This is a genomic window from Pseudomonas palleroniana, assembly GCF_003031675.1.
Lineage (GTDB): Bacteria > Pseudomonadota > Gammaproteobacteria > Pseudomonadales > Pseudomonadaceae > Aquipseudomonas > Aquipseudomonas palleroniana.
Genome location: NZ_PYWX01000029.1, coordinates 137220 through 159770 on the forward strand (window position 1 = coordinate 137220; position 22551 = coordinate 159770).

Annotated in this window: 21 protein-coding genes; 10 read left to right on the forward strand and 11 right to left on the reverse strand. The window is 60.7% G+C overall.

Going from position 1 to position 22551, the window contains the following annotated elements; translation table 11 throughout:
- Positions 1-8 precede the first annotated feature (8 nt).
- A complete protein-coding gene (locus C9383_RS09100) occupies positions 9-1424 on the reverse strand; it encodes an acetyl-CoA carboxylase biotin carboxylase subunit (RefSeq protein ID WP_090367886.1) in 1416 nt (471 codons plus the stop codon).
- A gap of 195 nt (positions 1425-1619) precedes the next feature.
- On the opposite strand from C9383_RS09100, the gene C9383_RS09105 reads away from it, so the two are divergent.
- On the forward strand, positions 1620-2594 hold the full coding sequence (locus C9383_RS09105) for a LysR family transcriptional regulator (protein ID WP_090367884.1): 975 nt from the start codon (positions 1620-1622) through the stop codon (positions 2592-2594).
- Here C9383_RS09105 and C9383_RS09110 read toward each other — a convergent pair.
- The 3 genes from C9383_RS09110 to C9383_RS09120 all read right to left on the reverse strand — a co-directional run bounded on the left by C9383_RS09110 (position 2524) and on the right by C9383_RS09120 (position 6896).
- On the reverse strand, positions 2524-2721 hold the full coding sequence (locus C9383_RS09110) for a PA3496 family putative envelope integrity protein (protein ID WP_081087085.1): 198 nt from the start codon (positions 2719-2721) through the stop codon (positions 2524-2526). The genes C9383_RS09105 and C9383_RS09110 overlap by 71 nt on opposite strands.
- Positions 2722-2992: 271 nt before the next feature.
- Positions 2993-3859 (reverse strand): transcriptional regulator HexR, encoded by an 867-nt coding sequence (gene hexR / locus C9383_RS09115; protein ID WP_003177007.1) that lies wholly within the window; start codon positions 3857-3859, stop codon positions 2993-2995.
- Positions 3860-4013: 154 nt separating this feature from the next.
- Positions 4014-6896, reverse strand: coding sequence for an EAL domain-containing protein (locus tag C9383_RS09120; RefSeq protein ID WP_090367882.1), 2883 nt, complete (start codon positions 6894-6896; stop codon positions 4014-4016).
- A 278-nt stretch (positions 6897-7174) separates the two neighbouring features.
- On the opposite strand from C9383_RS09120, the gene uvrD reads away from it, so the two are divergent.
- From uvrD to C9383_RS09135, 3 genes are all read left to right on the forward strand, one after another.
- Complete coding sequence (uvrD, locus tag C9383_RS09125; protein WP_060756618.1) at positions 7175-9358, forward strand: DNA helicase II; 2184 nt, start codon at positions 7175-7177, stop codon at positions 9356-9358.
- 289 nt (positions 9359-9647) lie between these two features.
- Positions 9648-10520, forward strand: a complete 873-nt coding sequence (locus C9383_RS09130; protein WP_060756617.1) for a Tim44 domain-containing protein — start codon at positions 9648-9650, stop codon at positions 10518-10520.
- A gap of 135 nt (positions 10521-10655) precedes the next feature.
- Positions 10656-11063: an SMI1/KNR4 family protein gene (locus C9383_RS09135; RefSeq protein ID WP_034129154.1), complete on the forward strand. Its 408-nt coding sequence runs from the start codon at positions 10656-10658 to the stop codon at positions 11061-11063.
- A 17-nt stretch (positions 11064-11080) separates the two neighbouring features.
- Here the strand turns inward: C9383_RS09135 and C9383_RS09140 are convergent, their stop codons facing one another.
- Positions 11081-12844 carry a cation:proton antiporter gene (locus C9383_RS09140; protein WP_090367880.1) on the reverse strand — a complete coding sequence of 588 codons (1764 nt, stop codon included), beginning with the start codon at positions 12842-12844 and terminating at the stop codon, positions 11081-11083.
- A gap of 291 nt (positions 12845-13135) precedes the next feature.
- On the opposite strand from C9383_RS09140, the gene C9383_RS09145 reads away from it, so the two are divergent.
- Entirely contained in the window at positions 13136-13618 is a 483-nt protein-coding gene (locus C9383_RS09145) for an acyl-CoA thioesterase (RefSeq protein ID WP_016978672.1), read from the forward strand.
- Here C9383_RS09145 and pdxY read toward each other — a convergent pair whose 3' ends face one another.
- Complete coding sequence (gene pdxY / locus C9383_RS09150) at positions 13619-14491, reverse strand: pyridoxal kinase PdxY (protein WP_090367878.1); 873 nt, start codon at positions 14489-14491, stop codon at positions 13619-13621. It lies immediately after the preceding gene.
- Between the two features lie 117 nt (positions 14492-14608).
- Here pdxY and C9383_RS09155 point away from each other — a divergent pair, with 117 nt between their 5' ends.
- Positions 14609-15004, forward strand: coding sequence for a DUF3301 domain-containing protein (locus C9383_RS09155; RefSeq protein ID WP_060756613.1), 396 nt, complete (start codon positions 14609-14611; stop codon positions 15002-15004).
- Here the strand turns inward: C9383_RS09155 and C9383_RS09160 are convergent.
- The 4 genes from C9383_RS09160 to dksA are packed head-to-tail and all read right to left on the reverse strand — an operon-like array spanning position 14998 to position 18287.
- Positions 14998-15960, reverse strand: a complete 963-nt coding sequence (locus C9383_RS09160; RefSeq protein WP_090367876.1) for a CobW family GTP-binding protein — start codon at positions 15958-15960, stop codon at positions 14998-15000. The two genes, C9383_RS09155 and C9383_RS09160, sit on opposite strands and share 7 nt — an antisense overlap.
- A 44-nt stretch (positions 15961-16004) precedes the next feature.
- A complete protein-coding gene (locus tag C9383_RS09165) occupies positions 16005-16649 on the reverse strand; it encodes a DUF1826 domain-containing protein (RefSeq protein WP_090367874.1) in 645 nt (214 codons plus the stop codon).
- A complete protein-coding gene (zigA, locus tag C9383_RS09170; protein WP_090367872.1) occupies positions 16649-17857 on the reverse strand; it encodes a zinc metallochaperone GTPase ZigA in 1209 nt (402 codons plus the stop codon). Before zigA ends, C9383_RS09165 begins: the two co-directional genes overlap by 1 nt.
- A 25-nt stretch (positions 17858-17882) precedes the next feature.
- Positions 17883-18287 (reverse strand): RNA polymerase-binding protein DksA, encoded by a 405-nt coding sequence (dksA, locus tag C9383_RS09175; RefSeq protein ID WP_060756609.1) that lies wholly within the window; start codon positions 18285-18287, stop codon positions 17883-17885.
- Positions 18288-18412: 125 nt separating this feature from the next.
- Between dksA and C9383_RS09180 the strand changes: the two genes are divergently transcribed.
- A complete protein-coding gene (locus C9383_RS09180; RefSeq protein ID WP_060756608.1) occupies positions 18413-18781 on the forward strand; it encodes a hypothetical protein in 369 nt (122 codons plus the stop codon).
- Here C9383_RS09180 and C9383_RS09185 read toward each other — a convergent pair.
- Positions 18778-20001: an N-acetylmuramoyl-L-alanine amidase gene (locus C9383_RS09185; protein ID WP_090367870.1), complete on the reverse strand. Its 1224-nt coding sequence runs from the start codon at positions 19999-20001 to the stop codon at positions 18778-18780. The genes C9383_RS09180 and C9383_RS09185 overlap by 4 nt on opposite strands.
- 128 nt (positions 20002-20129) lie before the next feature.
- Between C9383_RS09185 and folE2 the strand changes: the two genes are divergently transcribed.
- From folE2 to C9383_RS09200, 3 genes are read left to right on the forward strand one after another with little or no spacing between them, the layout of a single operon-like run.
- On the forward strand, positions 20130-21020 hold the full coding sequence (gene folE2, locus C9383_RS09190) for a GTP cyclohydrolase FolE2 (protein WP_090367868.1): 891 nt from the start codon (positions 20130-20132) through the stop codon (positions 21018-21020).
- On the forward strand, positions 21017-21685 hold the full coding sequence (locus C9383_RS09195; protein ID WP_090367866.1) for a metal ABC transporter ATP-binding protein: 669 nt from the start codon (positions 21017-21019) through the stop codon (positions 21683-21685). Before folE2 ends, C9383_RS09195 begins: the two co-directional genes overlap by 4 nt.
- Positions 21685-22551: a metal ABC transporter permease gene (locus C9383_RS09200; protein WP_090367864.1), complete on the forward strand. Its 867-nt coding sequence runs from the start codon at positions 21685-21687 to the stop codon at positions 22549-22551. The genes C9383_RS09195 and C9383_RS09200 overlap by 1 nt, the downstream gene beginning before the upstream one ends.

The window sequence follows — 22551 nt, forward strand, 5'->3', positions numbered from 1 at the left end:
TGTATTCCTCACAGGCCTGCGTGGGCGGCGATGGCGGCGGCGATGGCCAGGGCCAGCTCTTCGGGTTTGCGCTTGATCGAGTAGTTGGTCAGCTCAGGGTGGCTTTCCACAAAGCTTGTATTGAACTGGCCGCTGCGGAATTCCGGGTTGCGCAGGATTTCCTGGTAGTAGGCGGCGGTGGTCTTCACACCTTGCAAGCGCATGTCGTCCAGGGCACGCAGGCCACGGTCCATGGCTTCTTCCCAGGTCAATGCCCACACCACCAGTTTCAGGCACATGGAGTCGTAGAACGGCGGAATGGTGTAGCCGGTGTAGATCGCCGTGTCGGTGCGCACGCCGGGGCCGCCGGGCGCGTAGTAACGGGTGATCTTGCCGAAGCTGGGCAGGAAGTTGTTCTTCGGGTCTTCGGCGTTGATACGGAACTGCAACGCGAAACCACGGTGATGGATGTCTTCCTGTTTCACCGACAGCGGCAGGCCCGAGGCGATGCGGATCTGCTCACGGACAATATCGATCCCGGTGATTTCTTCGGTGATGGTGTGTTCCACCTGCACCCGGGTATTCATCTCCATGAAGTACACCTCGCCCTCGGCGAGCAGGAACTCCACGGTACCGGCGTTCTCGTAGCCCACCGCCTTGGCCGCACGCACCGACAGGTCGCCGATGTAGGCGCGCTGTTCGGGTGTCAGCTGCGGGCTGGGGGCGATTTCGATGAGCTTCTGGTTACGGCGCTGGATCGAGCAATCGCGCTCGAACAGATGCACCACGTTGCCGAAGCTGTCACCGAGGATCTGCGCCTCGATGTGCTTGGGGTTGACGATGCATTTTTCCAGGAACACTTCCGCCGAACCGAATGCCTTGGTGGCTTCGGAGATGACGCGCGGGAAGGCTTGTTCGAGTTCTTCGCGGCTGTTGCAGCGACGGATACCGCGACCGCCACCACCGGAAGTGGCCTTGAGCATCACCGGGTAGCCAATGCGATCGCCTTCGCTAAGGGCTTCATGGATATCGGCGACGTTGCCTTCGGTGCCGGGAGTCACCGGCACACCGGCCTTGATCATGCTGCGGCGCGCTTCGGTCTTGTCGCCCATGCGGCGGATGACTTCGGCCGATGGGCCAATGAACTTGATCCCACGTTCGGCGCAAATGTCTGCCAGTTCGGCGTTTTCCGAAAGGAAACCATAGCCCGGGTGCAATGCATCGCAGCCGGTTTCCACCGCCAGGTTCACCAGCTTGCGCGGGTTCAGGTAACCGGCCAGAGGCTCGGCCCCAATGCTGTGGGCTTCGTCGGCACGCTTGACGTGCAGCGCATGACGGTCGGCATCGGAAAACACCGCAACCGAGCGAATCCCCATCTCGGCGCAGGCTCGCACGATGCGTACGGCGATTTCACCACGGTTGGCGATCAGGATCTTTTTTATCACTTGGAAATTCCCTTGAGCCGATTGCTGCGTTCTTCGACCCGCTAGACCCGGGTCGACGCGTGACCAAATGTTTCAAGCCAGTCGCGTGACACACACTAAGCCGCTCAAGGAATTAACAAAAATCAATAATTATTGGGTTAGGCATAAGTAAAGACTTATAGTTGGCCGGACAGGCCGCGCCAACAGGAATTAAAAATGCGTAAGTCATTGATGCGTATGACATTGCGTCAACTGCAGATTTTCAATGAAGTGTGTGATTTGCGCTCTTACAGCCGCGCTGCCGAGGAAATGTCTCTCACGCAACCGGCGGTCAGCCTGCAAATTCGCCAGCTGGAAGAGCTGATCGGCCAGCCGCTGTTCGATTACGTCGGCAAAAAACTCTACATGACCGAAGCCGCCGAAGCCCTGCAACGGGCCAGTCGCGATATTTTCGGGCGCCTGGAAAACCTCGACATGCAACTGTCGGACATGCAGGGCTCGCTGCAGGGCCAGTTGAAGCTGGCGGTGGAGTCCAGCGCCAAGTATTTCGTGCCGCACCTGTTCGCGGCCTTCAAGCGCCAACACCCCGAAGTGCAATTGCAGCTGACGGTGGTCAACCGCGCCCAGGTGATTCGCAGGCTGTCGGACAACCGCGATGACCTGGTCATCATGTCTATGGTGCCCCAGGACATGGGCCTGGAATTCCTGCCGTTTCTCAACAACCCGATCGTCGCCGTGGCACCGCTCGACCACCCCTTGAGCCTGCAAGGCCCGCTACGCCTGCAAGACCTGGAACCCTACACGCTGCTACTGCGCGAGCCCGGTTCCGGCACGCGACTGGCCTGCGAGGAATACTTCAAGGAGAAACGCGTGCACTTCACCCAAACGGTGGAAGTCGCGTCGGCCGAAGCCCAGCGCGAATGCGTGAGCGCAGGGTTGGGCGTGGCCTTGCTCACGCGCCACGCCGTCAATATGGAGCTGACCACCGGTGGGCTCAAGGAGTTGCCGGTGGAGGAGCTGCCGCTGTACCGCAGTTGGTGCCTGGTGCAGGCCAAGGCTAAACGCCTGTCGCCGGTGGCGCATGCGTTCCTGGGCTTTATCCGCAGCGAACGGGTGCAGATCAGCGTGCTGGCTGAGCGCTTCGCTGGGCAGCCACGGGTGCCTGCCAGTGGAGCTCCGGGTAGTCACTGAAGCTCTGGAGCAGTTGACGCTCTTCGCAGCGGTCTTCGATTGCGCGACGGAACGCCATGCGGCGTTGGTCTTCCTGTTGGCGACGGGTCTTGACGGTGCTGTTGCTGTCTTCGTAGTGCCGGGTCATTTGGAGTCTCCCAATGCGAGTACGGGGAGTTCAGGATGGCCTTGGGGGATGACGGGGCGATGACAACCTGATGAAGATTCTGGACACACAGGAACCCAATGTGGGAGGGGGCTTGCTCCCGATAGGCCGCGCAGCGGCCTCAAAAATGGGCCTGTTACGCAGTCCATCGGGAGCAAGCCCCCTCCCACAGGTTATCCGTCGTCGACTCAATCGCTTAACTGACTGGCATCAGGGCTTGCCCCCCTCCCACATTTGAATCTGCATACCGCTTCTAGTCGTCCAGGGCTTTGACGGATTTGGGCGACAGACGCAGGCTGCGCAAACTGCGCTTCACGCTCTTGAGATGGTTGACCAGGCTCGGACCACGCGCCATCGCCACGCCCATCGCCAGCACGTCAATCACCACCAGGTGAGCAATACGTGAGGTCAACGGGGTGTAGATCTCGGTGTCTTCGTGCACATCGATCGCCAGGTTGACCGTGGACAACTCCGCCAATGGTGTCTGGCTCGGGCACAGGGTGATCAGCGAGGCGCCGCTTTCGCGCACCAGGTTGGCGGTAATCAGCAGGTCTTTGGAACGGCCCGACTGGGAGATGCAGATCGCCACGTCGGTAGGCTTCAAGGTCACCGCCGACATTGCCTGCATGTGCGGGTCGCTGTAGGCCGCGGCAGTCAGCAGCAGACGAAAGAATTTGTGCTGGGCGTCAGCCGCTACGGCGCCGGATGCACCAAAACCATAGAATTCGACACGCTGGGCCTGGGACATGGCGGTCACCGCCTTTTGCAGCTCTACCGGGTCGAGCTTCTCGCGTACTTCCATCAACGTGTGCAAGGTGGTGTCGAAAATTTTCAGGCTGTAGTCGGCGACGGAGTCATCTTCATGGATCGCAAACTGCCCGAAGCTCGCACCGGCCGCCAGGCTCTGGGCCAACTTGAGTTTCAAGTCCTGGAACCCCGAGCAACCGATAGCGCGGCAGAAGCGCACGATGGTCGGCTCACTGATGCCCACGCTGTGGGCCAGGTCGGCCATGGAACTGTGCATCACGGCCGCAGGATCAAGCAGCACATGATCGGCAACCTTGAGTTCCGATTTGCGTAACAGGTGGCGCGACTGGGCGATATGTTGCAACAGGTTCAAAGGGCAGGACTCTTGTTATTGGCAGACGCCAGGGATGTAGCAAGCTTGTAGTTATACTACAAGAATTGTCGTTTTGCCCGTCCGATGCATCACTAAATCGCCCTGCTGCCCTTTGAATCAAAGGGCAGCTACTTTGGTAGCCATAAAGGCGCTCTCACGGTCGCCAAGGAGAATCTGCATTTTTCCGTAACAATTGCGCCAGCCCCTGCGCCTGCATCGGCCGACTGATCAGGTAGCCCTGCACTTCATCGCAACGCTCCGCGCGCAGGAAATCAAGCTGCTGCTGGTCTTCCACACCCTCCGCCACCACTTTGAGCGACAGCCCGTGCGCCATGGCGATGATTGCACGGGTAATCGCGGCGTCTTCACGACCTTGGCCAAGGCCACGGATGAATGCCTGGTCGATCTTCACGTAGTCCACCGGGATACGCTTGAGGTAGCTGAGGGACGAATAACCGGTACCGAAGTCATCGATCGCCAGTTTCACCCCCAAGTCACGCAGTTGCTGGAAGGTCGCGATGATGTGCTCGACGCTGTCGAGCAGCTGGCTTTCGGTCAGTTCCAGCTCGAGGTATTGCGGGTCCAGGCCGGTTTCTTCCAGCACTTGGCGCACCAGGCTGACCAGCTTGCCATGGCGCAACTGGTGCACCGACAGGTTCACCGACACCCGGATCGGCGCCAGGCCCTGGCGCTGCCACTCACACGCTTGCCAGCACGCCTGGCGCAGCACGAATTCGCCCAGTGGCGCGATCAAACCCGTCTCTTCAGCCAAACCGATAAAGTCCCCCGGCGGCACCATGCCCCACTGCGGATGCTCCCAGCGCACCAGTGCTTCGGCGGCGTTCAGGGTGCCAGTGGCCAGGCACAGTTTCGGTTGGTAGAACACCGTGAGTTGACGCTCGTCGATGGCTTTGCGCAGCTGGTTTTCCAGCTGCAATCGCTCCAGGGTGCTGGCTTGCAGGCTGTCTGTATAGAACTGGAAGTTATTGCCGCCCAAGTGTTTGGCATGCTGCATGGCCATGTTCGATTGACTGACCAATGCGGAAATTTCCCGCGCGTTATCCGGCAACAGGCTGACGCCCATCGAGGCACTGACCACCAGCTCGTGCCCCTCCACCGTCACCGGCACCCGCAGCTTGGCCAGCAGACGCGTGGCCACCCGCGCCAGGCTCGACAGGTTGCCGTAGGCATCGAACAGCACTGCAAACTCGTCGCCGGACAGCCGCGCAATGGTATCGGCCTCGGGCAATGCGTTGATCAAGCGGCGTGCCATTTTTTGCAGCAATTGGTCGGCGACTTCATGGCCCAGGCTGTCGTTAAGCAGCTTGAAGCGATCCAGATTGATATGCAGCAGCGCCAGGCTGCGCCCGCCCTGGCGCACCCGCGCATGGGCCTCACGCAGGCGTTCGCGGAACAGCGAGCGGTTGGCCAGGCCGGTCAATTCATCGTAATGGGTGAGGTAGCGCATGCGCTCCTCAGATTCGCGGCGCGCCGACAAATCGGCGAAAAAGCCCACGATATGACTGACTTTTCCACGCACATCACGTACGACATTCAGCTGTAGCCACTGCGGATACAGCTCGCCGTTCTTGCGCGTTTCCACCAGTTCACCTTGCCAGGTGCCGTGGCTGAGCAGGGCCTGGCGGATCACCGGGAAGTGACGGCGCGCATCGCGGCTGCTGGGTAATTCCACAACGTTACGGCCAATCATGTCGTCGATTTCGAAGCCGGTGACACGGCTGAACGCCTGGTTCACGGCGATCAAGACATAATCCGGGTCGAGAATCACAATGCCTTCGCTGGCGGCCTCGAATACCGTTGAAGCCAGGCGCTGCTGCTCTTCAAGCGCCTTGCCGGCAGTGATATCACGACGAGTGCCGAGCATGCGCGTTACCCGTCCGCTGGGCGCCCACTCCACCGCACGACCCCGGTCTTCGATCCACACCCAATGGCCGTCGCCGTGACGCACGCGATATTCCACCTGATAGTCCTCGCTGCGGCCTTTCAGGTGTTCGACCAAGGCACGCTTGAGCAGCGGCAGATCCTCGGGGTGCAGGCGCGGCTTCAGATGGCTGAGCATCGCCGTGACGTACTCCGGCTCCAGCCCGAACAGCTCTTTGAGCTGGGTGTGATGGACTTCGTCGGTTTGCAGGTTCCAGTCCCAGAGGCCCAGCTCGCTGGCCTGCAAGGCCATGGCCAGGCGCGCTTCGCTCTTGTCCAGGGCAAGGCTGGCGGCGTCCAGCTCTTGGCTGCGTTGTGCCACGCGGTCTTGCAGGCCGGCCTGGGCGTCGCGCAATTCCTGTTCAACCTGACGGCGCTGTTCGACTTCGCGTACCAGTTCCTGATTCAACTGTTCACTGCGTTGCTGTGCCTGCTGCAGATGCTCGATCAGGGCCTGGTTCTGGAAGCGTCGCAGCAACCCGCGCTGGATCAGGCGGTTGACCTGCCAGGCGACCAGGCTCAAGGACGCCAGCAGGATCAGGCCCAGCACACCCCAGCCTTGCTGCTGCGGGCCACCGCTCCAGAACAGATAAAGGATGGTCGGCACCAGACACGGCATGGCAAACGACAGAAACGCCGGCAGGCTCACGGCATAGGCCACGCTGGCCGACAACGCTGCGGCCCCCAGCAGCCCGAACACCCAGGCCTGTTGTATAAAGCTGTCTGCCGGCACCAGCGCAATGGCGGCGATGGCCAGGGTCAAGCCGCTGACTGTAGAGCCGAGCATGAACATGCGCTGCCAGATCGGCTGGGCCTGGCGGCTGGGCATGGCTGACTCGAAGGCCGCCACCTGAATGACGCGCATCGCCACCAGGGCCAGCAACCAGACCAGCCAGATGCTGTCCAGCACGTACAGCTTGGGGCTCCACAACAGCCAGGCACAGACCAGGCCGTTGACCAGCATTAATAAGGTGGGCAGCAGCGAGCCCTGATACAGCAGACGCGTGCGCTCTACCGCCATCTCGGTTGCATAGTCTTTACGGATGACCTGTGCGGGCGCCGCCGAGGTGCCAGGCAGGTCGGTGCTGAGGGTCATAGGCAGTGTTCTTGTAATGGTGAGCCCGAAACGTCGACGGAGCATACACAAGCAAACGCGTGGGCCAAACTGCTCCATGTCATAAAAGCCGCTCGATGTTTGTGTGCAAAGATCGCGGCCGCACAGCTTGAGCGAGACGCTGCGCGGGTTGCGGCCCATGACCAACCGGTCATCACCAGCGGCGCAATGACAGCCGGTCGTCGCCGCGCCTGACACATTGCATCGACCACCCGGCATTGGGATTTGCCCGTCTCCCCCCAGCACCCTAGAATGCGCCGATGCGCGATGATCTCTCTCTTTTGCTGAACTCCCTCAACGATGCCCAACGCCAGGCCGTAGCGGCCCCCGTTGGCCGTCAGTTGGTCCTGGCCGGTGCTGGCTCCGGTAAAACCCGAGTGCTGGTGCACCGTATCGCCTGGTTGATCCAGGTCGAGAACGCGTCCCCGCATTCCATCCTGTCGGTGACGTTCACCAACAAGGCCGCTGCCGAAATGCGCCATCGCATCGAGCAGTTGATGGGCATCAGCCCGGCCGGCATGTGGGTGGGCACGTTCCACGGCCTGGCGCACCGCCTGTTGCGGGCACATTGGCAGGAAGCAGGCCTGAGCCAGACCTTCCAGATCCTCGACAGTGACGACCAGCAACGCCTGGTCAAGCGGGTGATCCGTGAACTGGGCCTCGATGAACAGCGTTGGCCGGCGCGACAGGCGCAATGGTTCATCAACGGGCAGAAAGACGAGGGCTTGCGCCCGCAACATATCCAGGCCAGCGGCGATTTGTTCCTGGCCACCATGCGCAGTATCTATGAAGCCTACGAGGCGGCCTGCGTGCGCGCCGGTGTCATCGACTTCTCCGAACTGCTGCTGCGCGCCCTTGACCTGTGGCGTGACAACCCAGGCTTGCTGGCCCATTACCAGAAACGCTTCCGCCACATCCTGGTGGACGAGTTCCAGGACACCAACGCCGTGCAGTACGCGTGGTTGCGCCTGCTGGCCAAAGGTGGCGACAGCCTGATGGTGGTCGGTGACGACGACCAGTCGATCTACGGCTGGCGTGGCGCGAAAATCGAGAATATCTACCAGTATTCCGAAGACTTCCCGGACGCGGTCACCATCCGCCTGGAGCAGAACTACCGCTCCACCGCCGGTATCCTCAAGGCCGCCAACGCCTTGATCGCCAACAACACCGGGCGCCTGGGCAAAGAGCTGTGGACCGATGGAGGCGAAGGCGAGGCGATCAACCTGTACGCCGCGTTCAACGAGCACGATGAGGCCCGCTACGTGGTGGAAACCATCGAAAGCGCGCTGAAAACCGGCCTGGCACGCAGCGATATCGCGATTCTGTATCGCTCCAACGCCCAATCGCGGGTACTCGAAGAAGCCTTGCTGCGCGAGCGTATCCCGTACCGCATCTATGGTGGCCAGCGCTTCTTCGAGCGCGCGGAAATCAAGAATGCCATGGCCTACCTGCGCCTGCTGGAAGGTCGTGGCAACGATGCGGCGCTGGAGCGGGTGATCAATATCCCGGCCCGTGGCATCGGCGAAAAAACCGTCGAAGCGATTCGCGACCATGCGCGCCATGCCGATGTGTCGATGTGGGAATCCATGCGCCTGCTGATCGCCAATAAAGGCCTCACCGGCCGCGCCGCCAGCGCGTTGGGCGTGTTTGTCGAGCTGATCGAGAACCTGGCCGCCAAGTGTGCCGACATGCCGCTGCACTTGATGACCCAGACCGTGATCGAACAATCCGGGCTGATCGCCTATCACGAAGCGGAGAAAGGCGAGAAAGGCCAGGCTCGGGTAGAAAACCTTGAGGAACTGGTCAGCGCCGCCCGCGCCTTCGAAAACACCGAGGAAGACGAAGAGCTGACGCCGCTCGCCGCTTTCCTTGGGCATGCTTCGCTGGAGGCCGGCGATACCCAGGCCGATGAGCATGAAGACAGTATCCAGTTGATGACCTTGCACAGCGCCAAGGGCCTGGAGTTCCCCTATGTGTTCCTGGTGGGCATGGAAGAAGGCCTGTTCCCGCACAAAATGAGCCTGGAAGAGCCCGGTCGCCTTGAGGAAGAACGCCGGCTGGCCTACGTGGGCATCACTCGCGCGATGCAGAACCTGGTGATGACCTACGCCGAGACTCGACGCCTCTACGGTAGCGAGACCTACAACAAGGTGTCGCGCTTCGTACGTGAAGTGCCCAAAGGCCTGGTTCAGGAAGTGCGCCTGTCCAACAGCGTCAGCCGCCCGTTCGGCGGCGGCCAGCAGCAGAACTCCAGCAGCATGTTTGCCGGTTCGGACATTCCGGAAACACCATTCAGCCTTGGCCAGCAGGTCAGGCACGCGATCTTTGGCGAAGGCGTGATCCTCAACTTCGAAGGCGCCGGCGCCCAGGCACGGGTACAGGTGAATTTCGCCGAAGGCAGCAAGTGGCTGATGATGGGTTACGCGAAGCTCGAAGCCGTCTGATCGTTCCCACGCTCTGCGTGGGAATGCAGCCCTGACGCTCTGCGTCCGCCGTTCAGGTCGTGACGCGGAGCGTCACATGAGGCATTCCCACGCGGAGCGTGGGAACGATCGGTGTGAGGAGTCCTGGCCCTCCCTTGTTTTTCGGCGTTGCGGGCCAATATCTGTAACTAGTCCTACAGACCCTTCGGAATCGGTCTTACGCAAAAGCCCGAAACATTATGTCGCTAGCCACTGTCACGACACCTGTGCAACATGGCGCGCGTGCAATCCACAAATGGGAATTCCCTTTATGAAACGTTTTCTTAGCATCGCCATGGCGTTGTGCATCGGCCTGACGATGAGCCTCGACGCCAACGCCAAACGCTTCGGTGGCGGCAAAAGCATGGGCTCGGCACCGACTCACCAGACCAGCCAGATGGCTCCGTCCGCCGGCGGCATGGGCGGCGCTGCCGCAACCGCTGGTGCAGCCGGTGCCGCGGGCGCTGCTGCCAAGGCCGGCGGTGCTTCGCGCTGGTTGGGCCCTCTGGCCGGTATCGCCGCCGGCGGCCTGCTCGCCTCCATGTTCATGGGTGGCGGCTTCCAGGGCATGCAGATTTTCGACATCCTGATCCTGGCGGTCATCGCCTTTGTGATCTTCCGCTTTATCGCCGCTCGTCGACGCAAGCAACAGGAGCACCTGGCTCCAGCCGGCGCGCCGATGCAGCGTGAAGTGTTCGAACAAAAACCTGCCATGGGTTCGATCTTCGGTGGTTCGGCTGCTCCTGCGTCCGCACGCCCGGTCATCAATGCCCCCGCCTGGTTCAACGAAGAACGCTTCGTCGAAGCTGCCCGCAACCACTTCCAGTCCCTGCAGCAACACTGGGACGCCAACGAAATGGACAAGATCGCCGAGTTCGTGACCCCGCAGTTGCTGGAGTTCCTCAAGCGCGAACGCGCCGATCTGGGCGACGGCTTCCAGTCGACCTACATCGACGACCTGCGCGTCCAGCTGGACGGTGTGGATGATCGCGCCGACAAGACCATCGCCACCCTGACCTTCAGCGGCGTGTCGAAGACCTCGCGTTTCGACCAGGGCGAAGTGTTCAGCGAAAGCTGGAACATGGAACGCGCCCAAGGCGACAACCAGCCTTGGCTGGTCGCAGGTATTCGCCAGAACGGCTGATAACTGCGCGCTTGAGCACTTGGTAATAAAACCCCGGACCTGTTCCGGGGTTTTCTATTTCACGGTTGCACTTATAGCGAGCTACTGTATAAAACGCCTCTATAAACCGCGCCAACTAGCAAGAGGATCCCGGCCGTGGAAGAAATCATCGAACAATTGCGTGAAGCCAATGAACCGGTCCCGGTTCCTCTGGAACTGCCTGACGAAGACCTGTTGGTGGAAATCGAGGAACAGCTGTTCATCGATATCCCGTTTGTCTTCCGCGAATTCCTGCTGACCGTCAGCGACGTGGTGTACGGCAGCCTGGAACCCGTGACCGTGACTGACCCGCAATCCCATACCTACCTGCCCGACGTGGCCGCAAACGCCTGGGATGCCGGGGTTGACCGCAGCCTGATTCCGATCTGCCAGGACGGCGACGACTACTACTGCGTCGAAGAAGACGGCACCGTGGTGCTGTGGTCCGGCGAAGAAGAACTCGTCACCGAAGAAACCTGGGAGTCGGTGTGGCACTGGGCACGGGACGTGTGGCTGGAAAGCTGAGCCCCGTTGCCTGACCTCTAGTGCTCCGGCGTATCCTTGTGGTTATCCAGCGTCTCCAGCAAGGCGACCTGCATCCGCGTATGCACGCGGATGAACCACCGCCAGAGCACCGCCGCCACCGCCGCGGTGACCACGGCGATCAATACCAGTAGCTTGTTGGTCGGCAGGATACTGGCCGACAAGGCTGCCAACAGCAGGAAGATCACCAGCAACGACAGGATCGGGATCAGTTCGGCGATCACCCGTCGTACACGCTGGGTATGCCGCCCGGCCATCTCCGGTTTCACGCTCATCTCTGCCAGTAACATCGACAGCGCCTTGAGCTTGCGATACGCCGCAATCAAAAACGGCAACGACAGCAGCAGTGCTCCCCCCCAGATCAATGCCTTTTGCCAGCTCGGATCACTGATCCAACCCTGCAGATACCCACCGATACGTACCGCAAAAAAGCTGCCGGCGAAGAAGATCGCCACCACCAGCGCCAGATTCACTCCCACCTGCAGGATGATCTTGCGGATCATCGACGCCAGCATCGCGCCTTCCCCTTGAGGCTGAATGCTGCGCAACCATTCGCCATACATCCCGAACACCCGGCCCAGGCGCTTGGGCATCACCGCAGCAAGCTTCAACGACAGTGGGTCGGCCCCGCGAATCAAGTACGGCGTAAGCAGCGTGGTGATCGCCGACACCGCCACTGCCACCGGATACAGAAAATCGCTGGTCACCTGAAGCGTCATCCCCAGCGCCGCGATGATGAAGGAAAACTCGCCAATTTGTGACAACCCCATGCCCACCCGCAAGGAAGTGCGCCCATCATTGCCGGCGATAAAGGCGCCCATGCCGCAGGAAAGCATCTTGCCCAGCACCACGGCTACGGTGATCACCGCAATCGGCCAGGCGTACTGCAGCAGGATCTGGGGGTCGATCATCAGGCCGATGGCTACAAAGAAAATCGCGCTGAACATGTCGCGAACAGGCTCGATCAGGCGTTCGATCTTAAGCAACTGCCTGGATTCGGCCATGATCGCACCGATCAGGAACGCCCCCAGCACCATGCTGTATTCGAGCTTGACCACCAGCAGGCAAAAGCCGAAACACAGGCCCAGCACTGTGATCAGCAGCATTTCGTTGCTGTCGAACTGGGCCACGTAGGCCAGCAGGCGTGGCACCAGCAAAATGCCGATGACCAGCGCCACAATCATGAACAGTGAAAGCTTGCCCACGGTGGAGAACACCTCACCGGAACTGACTGTGCCACTGACGGCAATGCTCGACAGCAAGGCGATAATGCCGATGCCAAGAATGTCTTCGACGATCAGCACACCGAAGATCAACTGGGCGAAACGCTGGTTTTTCATCTTCAGGTCATTGAGCGCCTTGACGATGATGGTGGTCGAGGAGATCGCCAGGATCGCGCCGAGGAACAGCGAGTCCATGGTGTTCCAGTCAAACCAGCGGCCGATTTCGTAGCCAATCCAGACCATCAGGATGATCTCCAGGAAGGCTGCGATAAACGCCGTGGCGCCCACCTTGAACAGCTTGCGCAGGCTGAACTCCAGGCCCAGGCAGAACATCAGGAAGATCACCCCCAGCTCGGCAAGGGTCTTGATGGTGTCTTCGTCGTGAATCAGGCCGAACGGCGGGGTATGCGGGCCGATGATGAAGCCGGCGACGATGTAACCCAGCACCACCGGCTGCTTGAGGCGATGAAACAGGATGGTAACAACCCCTGCCACCAGCATGATCACGGCCAGATCCTGGATAAAGCTGATGGCGTGCATGGCGAGGGGCTCCTTGAGGGTACCGGCGCTTTTCCCACTTCCACCCGCGCCTTTGAACTGTCGCAAAGTGCGGAGGGAAAAGTCTGCCTTGATCGTAAGAAATGCCCTGAGATGGGCTTTTGAAGGTTAACACCGCGACTTCCGACAGAAAGCCGGTGCAATATATGGAAACAGATCGGTCCCGGCGTGACGGCAAGCCGCCCACCGGCGTCCCGTTAGGGAGAACGCTGCAAAGATTTCAGCACCCGCAGAGGTGCCCCCCAACCGATGCCTACAACCCGTGAGTGTGCTATGGAACCCGGAAACGCCCAGCTGTCGATGACGGTATTGATGACCCCTGACATGGCCAACTTCTCAGGCAATGTCCACGGCGGCACCCTGCTCAAATACCTCGACGAAGTGGCTTACGCCTGCGCGAGCCGCTATGCCGGGCGCTATGTCGTCACGCTGTCGGTCGACCAAGTGATTTTTCGCGAACCGATCCATGTCGGCGAGCTGGTGACCTTCCTCGCCTCGGTCAACTACACCGGCAACACCTCAATGGAGGTGGGCATCAAAGTGGTGACCGAGAACATCCGTGAGCGCTCGGTGCGTCACACCAACAGCTGCTTCTTCACTATGGTAGCCGTGGACGACCAGCGCAAACCTGCCGCCGTACCGCCGCTGCAGCCACAGAACAGCGAAGACAAACGCCGGTTCGTGCAGGCCCAGCAGCGCCGGCAGATCCGCCAGGAGCTGGAAAAGCGCTACCAGGAAATCAAGGCTGACGCTTGATCACAGCCCGATCGATGTAGCCTCGAAGCGCACCCGTGGATGAGCGATACGATCCTGGGCTCGCACCAGTTCCAACTCGTAACTGGCGCAGGCCTGGGTTTCCAGCAGGACTTCATGCACCGCTGCCGCCGTGAACTCGAAGGCCGCCAACAGGCTGTCGCCCAACAACACCCGCGCCAGGAACAGCCCGGACGTCAGATCGCCCACCCCCACCGGCTGGCGCGGGAAAGCCAATAACGGCCGGCGCAAATGCCAGCTACCTTCCGCCGTCACCAACAGCATCTCGAAGCCATCCGGGAGTTTGCCCGGATAATCCAGGTGCTTGACCAGCACCGCTTTCGGCCCCCGCGCCAGCAACGCCTTGGCCATGCCAAGGCAGTCGAACAGCGATTGCGGCTTGCGCCCGGCAAAGCTGTCCAGCTCCAGTTGGTTGGGGCACAGGAAATCTGCCATGGCAGCGGCTTCATCGAGCAGGAAATCGCTGACTTCCTGAGGCACGATGCAGCCTTTTTCCGGATGCCCCATCACCGGGTCGCACAGGTACAGGGCCCTGGGGTTGATGGCCTTGATGCGCGCCACCCCCGTGAGAATCGCACGCCCCTGAGCGGCGCTGCCCAGGTAACCCGACAGCACCGCGTCGCAGTTACCCAGCTCACCAATCGCGGCAATACCTTCCACCAGCGCCGGAATTTGCTGTGGCGCCAACACTTCTCCTGCCCACTGGCCATACTGAGTGTGGTTGGAGAACTGCACCGTGTTGAGCGGCCAGACATTCACCCCGACCCGCTGCATGGGGAACACGGCGGCGCTGTTTCCGGCGTGGCCAAAGACCACATGAGACTGGATCGCAAGCAGATGAGGTGTGCGTTTCATGCGGGATATTTCCGTAAAGCCATTGAAATTCTGGCCGGGCAGTATGCGACTAAACGCAGCCTGTACGACAGACCAGCGACACAGTTAAGCTGCTCTCACTTTGTTGGAGTTCATCGCATGCTGACCCTGGGAAACATCTTTGTGTTGATGCTGCTGGCGACCGGTGCCGCCTGGGTATGGCACAACCACGGCCTGCGCGAGCGGGCGCTGGAACGGGTCAAACAGCATTGCGCCAAGCTCGACATCGAACTGCTCGATGGCGCGGTGGCGTTGAAACGCATCGGTTTTGTGAAGGATGCCAACGGACGGCGGCGTCTGGCACGCATCTATAACTTCGAGTTCACCGTGACCGGAGAAACCCGTCATCCTGGGACCATTACCCAGTTTGGCGCCCACAGCGCCCAGATCGAACTGGCGCCCTACCCGTTCGAGATCAAGACTCCCCTGCCCAGCGCCGAGGTGATTGAGCTGAGCCAGTGGCGTCAGGACCATGCCACCAAACACCGTCACTGACGGCAGGCGGCCAGCGCATGCTGCAACGCGGCCACGTCCTGTGGTTCGCTGAAAATCAGTTCCAGGCGTGAATCGCGCCGCCATTCGCTGGGTTGCCAGCTGAGCGGGCTGTTATCCACAGCGTTAGCCGAAACCCAGCCTTCGCCGCTGTGGATAACCAGCTTGGCACGACGCCATTCGAGGCTTGCCAGCCATTGATCCAGGCGCCGCGTATCGAATTGCTGGCTAGGGTGCCAGCGCCATCCGATGCTCCAGCCGCCCTCTTGAGATTGGCTCAGGCAAATAGGCTGCGCGGGGTCGTTCCAGACGGTCGGGATCTGCGCAAGACGGATGGGCATTGGGATGTTATCCACAACCGTCGTCGCATTTGAACTCAAGCCTGGCAATTGCGCCAACGGCAGTTGCGCCTGCCGGGTCCAGTAAAGCGGGTAGCCGGGCAGTTGTCGTTCAATAGCCGTGCGCTGAGCGGCATCCAGCGACTCATCCTTGTTCAGGACCAGCAGGCCGGCATGGGCCAGTGTTTCTCGTTGCGCTTCGGGCAAGACTTTGCCCGCCGCCAACGCCTGGGCGTCCAGCACCAGCACACAGGGTTGCACCGCCAACACCTGCTGCCAGGGCGCGTCCCGCAGTTGCTTGAGTAATTGCGCCGGATGGCCCAGGCCCGAGGGCTCTATAAACAAGCGATCCGGCTTGGCCTTACGCAGCAAACGGCCCAGGCCCACTTGGAAAGGTGCACCGTTCACACAACACAGGCAGCCTCCGGCCACTTCACCCAGGGCAATGCCATCGTCCTCCTGGGTGAGCAAAGCGGCGTCCAGGCCGATCTGTCCGAACTCGTTGATCAACACGGCCCAACGTTCGTTGGCCGGGCGCTGGGCAAGCAGATACTTGATCAAGCTGGTCTTGCCGGCCCCTAATGGCCCGGCAATCACATGGGTGGGAATGTTCTGCAGCATGAGGGGCATCATTCAGGGCGTGTAGAAAGCTTGATCCTACGCGGTTATGCAAGCCAATCCAGCGTCAGGATCAACCGTCGCTCATCTGCGTTGAGCGCTGGTGAGCGGTGAATCAAACCATGCCCTTCATTGCCATGCCATTTAGTGCCCTTGAGCAGAGCGACTTCGCCACAGCGAATCTGTTCGATGCGCTCGACGGGTTCGGCCTGCGGCTGCCCCAGTTTACGGCGGTCCATCTCCCCTTCGCGCAACCATTGGCTACCGACCCCGGCATAGGTGGTGATCAATCGCACCGGCACATGGTCGACGTGAAAACGTGGGCACATGGCCTTGTCCAACAGCCGCAGGCGCACCCCCACCCGCTTGGCGCCCAACAGACACGCAAAGGCGCTGACCAGCCACGACACATCGGCGATAAAACCTTCGTAGCCTTCCAGATCTCGGCAACCGGACGCCAAGCCCTGCAAGTCCGGTACGGCATTCTCATGGTTAAGCTCGATCACCAGGGACTCGGCCAACGGCTCGTTGAGCGCCACCAGCAATGCACCAAATTCAGCGATGTGCAGCGGTAACGGGCGTTGCCAGAGTGCCAGGTTGACGCCGTCTTCAAGAATGTCGGCCAGCGTCAGTGGGGTTTCGCCGCATGTCTGGCGGATCACCGGCAACGGTGTGATAACCGGGGCGAGCATCAGGCTGCAACCTCTTCATACCAAGGGCCGAAGGGATCGACCAACTGACGCCATCCTTCGACGCCCAGGGCCATTTCTTCATCGGTGAGCAGGCACGCGTCCAGTTCGGCGCGCATCCGGGCGAAGTCGATGTTCTGGCCGATGAAGACCAGTTCCTGGCGACAGTCGCCGGTGCTCAATTGCCAGTTGCCCATGATCGCCGCGATGCTTTCCTCATCTTGAGGCCACTGGCTTTTCGGCACAAAACGCCACCAGCGACCGGCGAAACCATGGCGCATCAACCCTCCCGCCTGAGACCAACTGCCTGCATCCTGATGTTTGCTGGCCAGCCAGAAAAACCCCTTGGAACGCAACAGCTTGCCGTTGACCCACGGACGGTCGATAAAGTCGAAAAAACGCTGCGGATGAAACGGACGACGCGCGCGGTATGCCGTGGACGCGATGCCGTACTCCTGCGTCTCCGGCACATGCTCACCGCGCATTTCCTGCAACCAGCCCGGCGCCTGGGAGGCGCGCTCGAAGTCGAAGCGGCCGGTGTTGAGGATCTTGGCTAACGGCACTTCGCCCATGACCATCGGGATGATTTCCGCGTGGGCGTTCAGGCGTTCAAGAATGGCCATCAGCTCTTCGCGCTCGCGACTGCTGATCAAGTCGATCTTGCTGATCAGGATCACGTCAGCGAACTCGATCTGCTCGATCAGCAGGTCGGTGATGGAGCGCTCATCCTCTTCACCCAGGGTTTCACCCCGCGAGGCCAGGCTGTCGGCGGCCTGGTAGTCGAGCAGGAAGTTCATGCCGTCGACCACCGTGACCATGGTATCCAGGCGGGCAATGTCGGCCAGGCTCTGCTCGTTTTCATCGCGAAAGGTGAAGGTTTCAGCCACGGGCAACGGCTCGGAAATGCCGGTGGATTCGATCAGCAGGTAATCGAAACGACCCTCCTTGGCGAGTTTTCCGACTTCTTCCAGCAAGTCTTCACGCAAGGTGCAGCAGATGCAGCCGTTGCTCATTTCCACCAGTTTTTCTTCGGCACGATTGAGCGTGACGTCACGCTGAACTTCGCTGCCATCAATGTTGATTTCGCTCATGTCGTTGACGATCACGGCTACCCGCAGGTTTTCGCGGTTGCGCAGGACGTAGTTGAGCAGCGTGCTTTTACCGGCGCCGAGAAAGCCGGACAACACAGTAACGGGGAGACGGTGGGTCATCAGGTAATCCTCATCAGGGGGCCGGTCAAATCGCCCGTTTATGGCGTTCGCGCAGCTCTTCACGTTCTTTGGCTTCGATACACAGGGTGGCCGTGGGACGCAGCAGCAGACGTTGCAGGCCGATGGGCTCGCCGGTCTCACGGCACCAGCCGTATTCACCGCGGGCCAGCCGCTCCAAGGCGTCGTCGATCTTGTCCAATAGCTTCTTTTCGCGCTCCAGCAGGCGCAGTTGCCATTGGCGCTGTTCTTCGGCGCTGCCGACATCCGCCGGGTCGCTGTTGGTTTCCTGCTCGCGTAACGCCAGGAACTCGGCGTCGATACGCGCTTGCAGCTCATTGCGCTGGGCCAGCAACAGCTCGCGGAAGAAGCCTTGCTGGGCCTCATTCATGTAATCGGCGGGCGGTTGGGCCAGGAGGTCTTGCTCAGTCATGGGAAACGGTTCATGGGTCAGGCGGTTTTTAATGTTATAGTATAACAACACAAATAAGCCAATCCCCCTTGCTCGTTACGACGAAGGGCGCAATGCTGGAACACTCTCTTGTTGCGAGAACCCCGATGAAATACCTGTTGTGCGCGCTCTTGTTGGCTGCGGCAGGCCAAGCCCACGCTCAAGCGCCGAGCCTGCTGGCCAATTGCACGCGCAGCGCCAACTTGCTGGCCTGTGTGGACCCATTGGGGAACGCCTATAGCGTGGCGACTGTCGGCAGCACCACGTATTTGCGCGGGTTCGAAGTGATCGGCAAACGCTACTGGGCGCAGACCAACAGCCGTTACGGCCAGCTGACGTTCTTTACCGGTTTGGCGTCCGATGGTGAGGCGTGGGTCGGCTACACCCGGCGCGTGGGCTGGACCACCCTCAACCGATTCTCCAGTTCAGGTGGTGCCAGCGCCAAGTTCACGTGCAGCCGTATCACCGGTTGTTAGACCTGGCCGTTCTTTTGCTCTTGAACCCAGGCCATGTAGCTGTTCATCGGCGGGTTCTTCTGGAAGTATTTTTTCAAGCCTTCGAACAGGCCATCTGCTACCGCTTGTTGATGACGCGCCGTCACCAGCCGCTGAGCGTCCTGAGTGTTGGAGATAAACCCGGTTTCCACCAGGATCGACGGCACATCCGGTGACTTGAGCACCGCAAAGCCTGCCTGCTCGACGCGTTTCTGGTGCAGCGTGGTGATGTTTTGCAGGCTGCCCAGTACCGAGCTGCCCAATTGCAGACTGGACGCGATGGTGGCGTTCATCGACATATCAAGAATCACCCCCGCCAGCATCGGGTCCTTGTCCTTGAGATTGAGCAACGTGGTGGCGCCGAGGAGGTCCGCGCCGTTTTCGCGCTGAGCCATGAAGCGCGCCGTGGCAGAGGTAGCCCCCCCTTCGGAGAGTGCATACACCGACGCCCCGGAGGCCGTCAGCCGTGGCGCGGCATCGGCATGCACCGAGATGAACATATCGGCTTTGTGCTGACGGGCGATGTCCACACGCTTGCGCAGCGGCACGAAGAAGTCGTCATTGCGCACCAGTTTCACGGCAAAGCCCTTCTCGCGCTTCAAGCGTTTAGCCAGCAATTGGGCGATGGACAGCACCACGTCTTTTTCGCGCTGGCCTTTGGAGCCAACGGCACCTGGGTCCTTGCCGCCGTGGCCGGGGTCCACCACCACGATGATGTCACGCTTGGGGTGCGCTTTATCTAACGTCGCCGCTGATGCAACCGCTGGGGGCGCCGTTTCTGAGGCAATCAGGCGAGGCGCGTGGGTGGCATTAGTCAGGTCCAACACCAGGCGGTGACCTTGGCCATCCTGCGGCGGTAAGAGAAAACTGTTGAGCTGCATCGGCGCGGCCAGGTCCAGCACGATACGGGTATCGTTTTTGCCGAAATGCCCGGAGCGGATCGAAGTGATCCCACTGTTTTTCAATGCCAGCTGAGAAAAATCCCCCGCGAGCCCGGCACCATTCAGGTCGATGATCACCCGTTCCGGCGCGGTCAGGGAAAAGGTCTTGTATTGCACCGGGCCGCTGAGATCCAGCACCAACCGCAGTTTGTCATCCGAGCGCCACAGGCGCGCATTGCGAATCTGCGTGGCGTAAGCCCCCAAAGGCAAGGTGAACAGGGGACTGACCAACAGCAAGTTAAGGAGCTGACGTCTGTGCATGGCAAATACCGCAAATAAAGGAGCGTCCCTGCTCGACTTGACTGAAGAAAGGCTGAAGCAGAAAAATCATCGTCGACTCAATAGTTATAATATAACATGTCTTTTTATTTCCAACGATGGACCTGCCCATGAATGCGCTGACTCTGCCGGATATCGCCGCGCAGGCTTCACGCCAAGCCTTGCCACTCGAATGGGTGGGCATGTGCGGTATCGCCCTGCCCATCCTTATCGATGGCCAACGCCTGACCGCCACTGCCGACGCCGGCGTCAGCCTGGACGATGGCGCGGCCCGTGGCATTCACATGTCACGCTTGTACCTGGCCTTGGAAATGCTGGATCAGCAGCTTCTGACGCCTGCACTTCTGCGTAATGTACTTCAACGTTTTCTCGATAGTCATGAAGGATTATCTAAGAACGCTTACTTGCGTATTCACACGGATCTGCTGTTGAAACGCCCGGCTCTCGTCAGTCCATTGGCCGGCTGGAAAAGCTATCCGGTGAGCATCGAAGCGCGTCTGGAAAACCAGATGTTCCACGTGGAACTAAAAATTGACGTTACCTACTCCTCAACCTGCCCATGCTCGGCGGCCCTCGCCAGGCAGTTGATTCAGCAGCAATTTCTCCAGGATTTTGCCAATACCCAGTTGCAGCATGCGGACGTGTTGACCTGGCTCGGCAGCGCCAGCGGCATCGTTGCCACTCCTCATAGCCAACGCAGCAGCGCCCAATTGCACGTTCAACTGCAAGGCGAGCACCTGCCCTTCACTGACCTGATCAATGCCGCAGAAGCCGCCCTGGGTACCGCCGTACAGACCGCAGTGAAACGAGCGGACGAACAAGCCTTCGCCCTGGCCAACGGGCAGAACCTGATGTTCTGCGAAGACGCCGCCCGCCGCCTGAACCTCGCCTTGAAACGCTCGGATGCCGTCAAAGCCTTCCACCTGAAAGTGATCCACGCCGAAAGCCTGCACGCGCATGATGCCGTGGCTGAAAGCCGCTGGACGAGACCCTCTGCATGATCACCTGCACCGCCTTACGCTGGGGCGCTCCCGGCCAGCCACTGACGCCCGCCCTGGATCTCACGCTGGCAAAAGGCAGCCTCACCGGGATCATTGGTGCCAACGGCACCGGCAAAAGCAGCCTGCTCAAAGTCATCGCCGGCCTGCAAAAGCCGCTGGCCGGCAAAGTCAGCGTGGAGGTGCCACGCCGCGGGGGCTTGTCGTTCCTGCCCCAGCAACAACACCTCGATCGCCAGTTCCCCATCAGCCTGCAAGAGTTGGTCGCCGCCGGCTTCTGGGGCACCCAGCTCAGCCCGGAGCAACGCAGCCAGCGTCTGCAAACAGTACTGAAAGACTGGTGCCTCAGCGGCCTTGAGCACCGCCCATTGATGGCGTTGTCGGGTGGCGAATTGCAGCGTGCACTGCTCGCTCGCATGAGCCTGGCTGAGGCGCCAGTCTTGCTGCTGGATGAGCCTCACGCGGCGCTCGATGAAGAAGGCCAGGCGCTGTGCTGGAAACATGTACATGCCTGGCATGAGGAGGGCCGCACCGTGGTCATCGTTTGTCACGACCTCGCCGCCGTGCGCCATCACACCGAGCAAGTGGTGCAGATCAAAAGCACTGGCTGCGTGTTCGGGTCGAGCCAGGAACTGATCCGTCCACAACCGCACATGCAGGTGGCTTGATGCATTTCACCGCCCACCTGTGGATGCCCTTCCATGACTTCGTCTTCATGCGCCGCGCGCTGATCGGCGGCCTGGTGCTCGCCTGCAGCACAGCGCCGCTCGGGGTATTCCTGATCCTGCGGCGCATGAGCCTGATCGGCGACGCCGTCGCCCACGGCATCCTGCCCGGCGCCGCGCTGGGCTTCTGGTTCGCCGGCCTCAGCCTGCCTGCCTTGACCATCGGCGGCCTCGGTGCAGGTCTGAGCATGGCGGGTTTATCCGCATGGATCACCCGCCGCACCGGCCTGCGTGAAGACGCCAGCCTCGCCGCCATCTACCCCATCTCACTCGCCGCCGGCGTGCTGATCCTCGGCATCGCCGGCAAGCGCCTGGACCTCTTGCACCTGCTGTTCGGCTCCGCCCTGGCCGTGGATGAAACCACTTTGACGGGCATGCTCTGGGTCTCCGGCTTCAGCCTGGTCGCCATGGCACTGATCTATAAGCCGCTGCTGCTGGACACCCTCGACCCGCTGTTCCTGCAAACCGTCAGTCGCCTCGGCCCCCTCGCACACGGGTTGTTCCTGACCCTGGTGGTGCTGAACCTGGTGATCGGCTTCCAGGCCATCGGCGCGTTGATGGTGGTGGGCTTGATGATGTTGCCGGCCATTGCTTCACGCTTCTGGAGCCGGCGCCTGCCGGTGTTGATCGCCGTCTCGGCGGTGCTGGGATGCTTGTCGGTGTGGTTGGGCCTGTTGTTGTCGTTCTACTACTCGCTACCCAGCGGCCCGGCCATCGTGCTGGTGGCTGGCGGCGGGTACCTGCTGTCCGTGGTCTTCGGTCCGGTGCACGGCTTGCTGCGCCGCCCGCCTTTGCTTACATCCCAATGA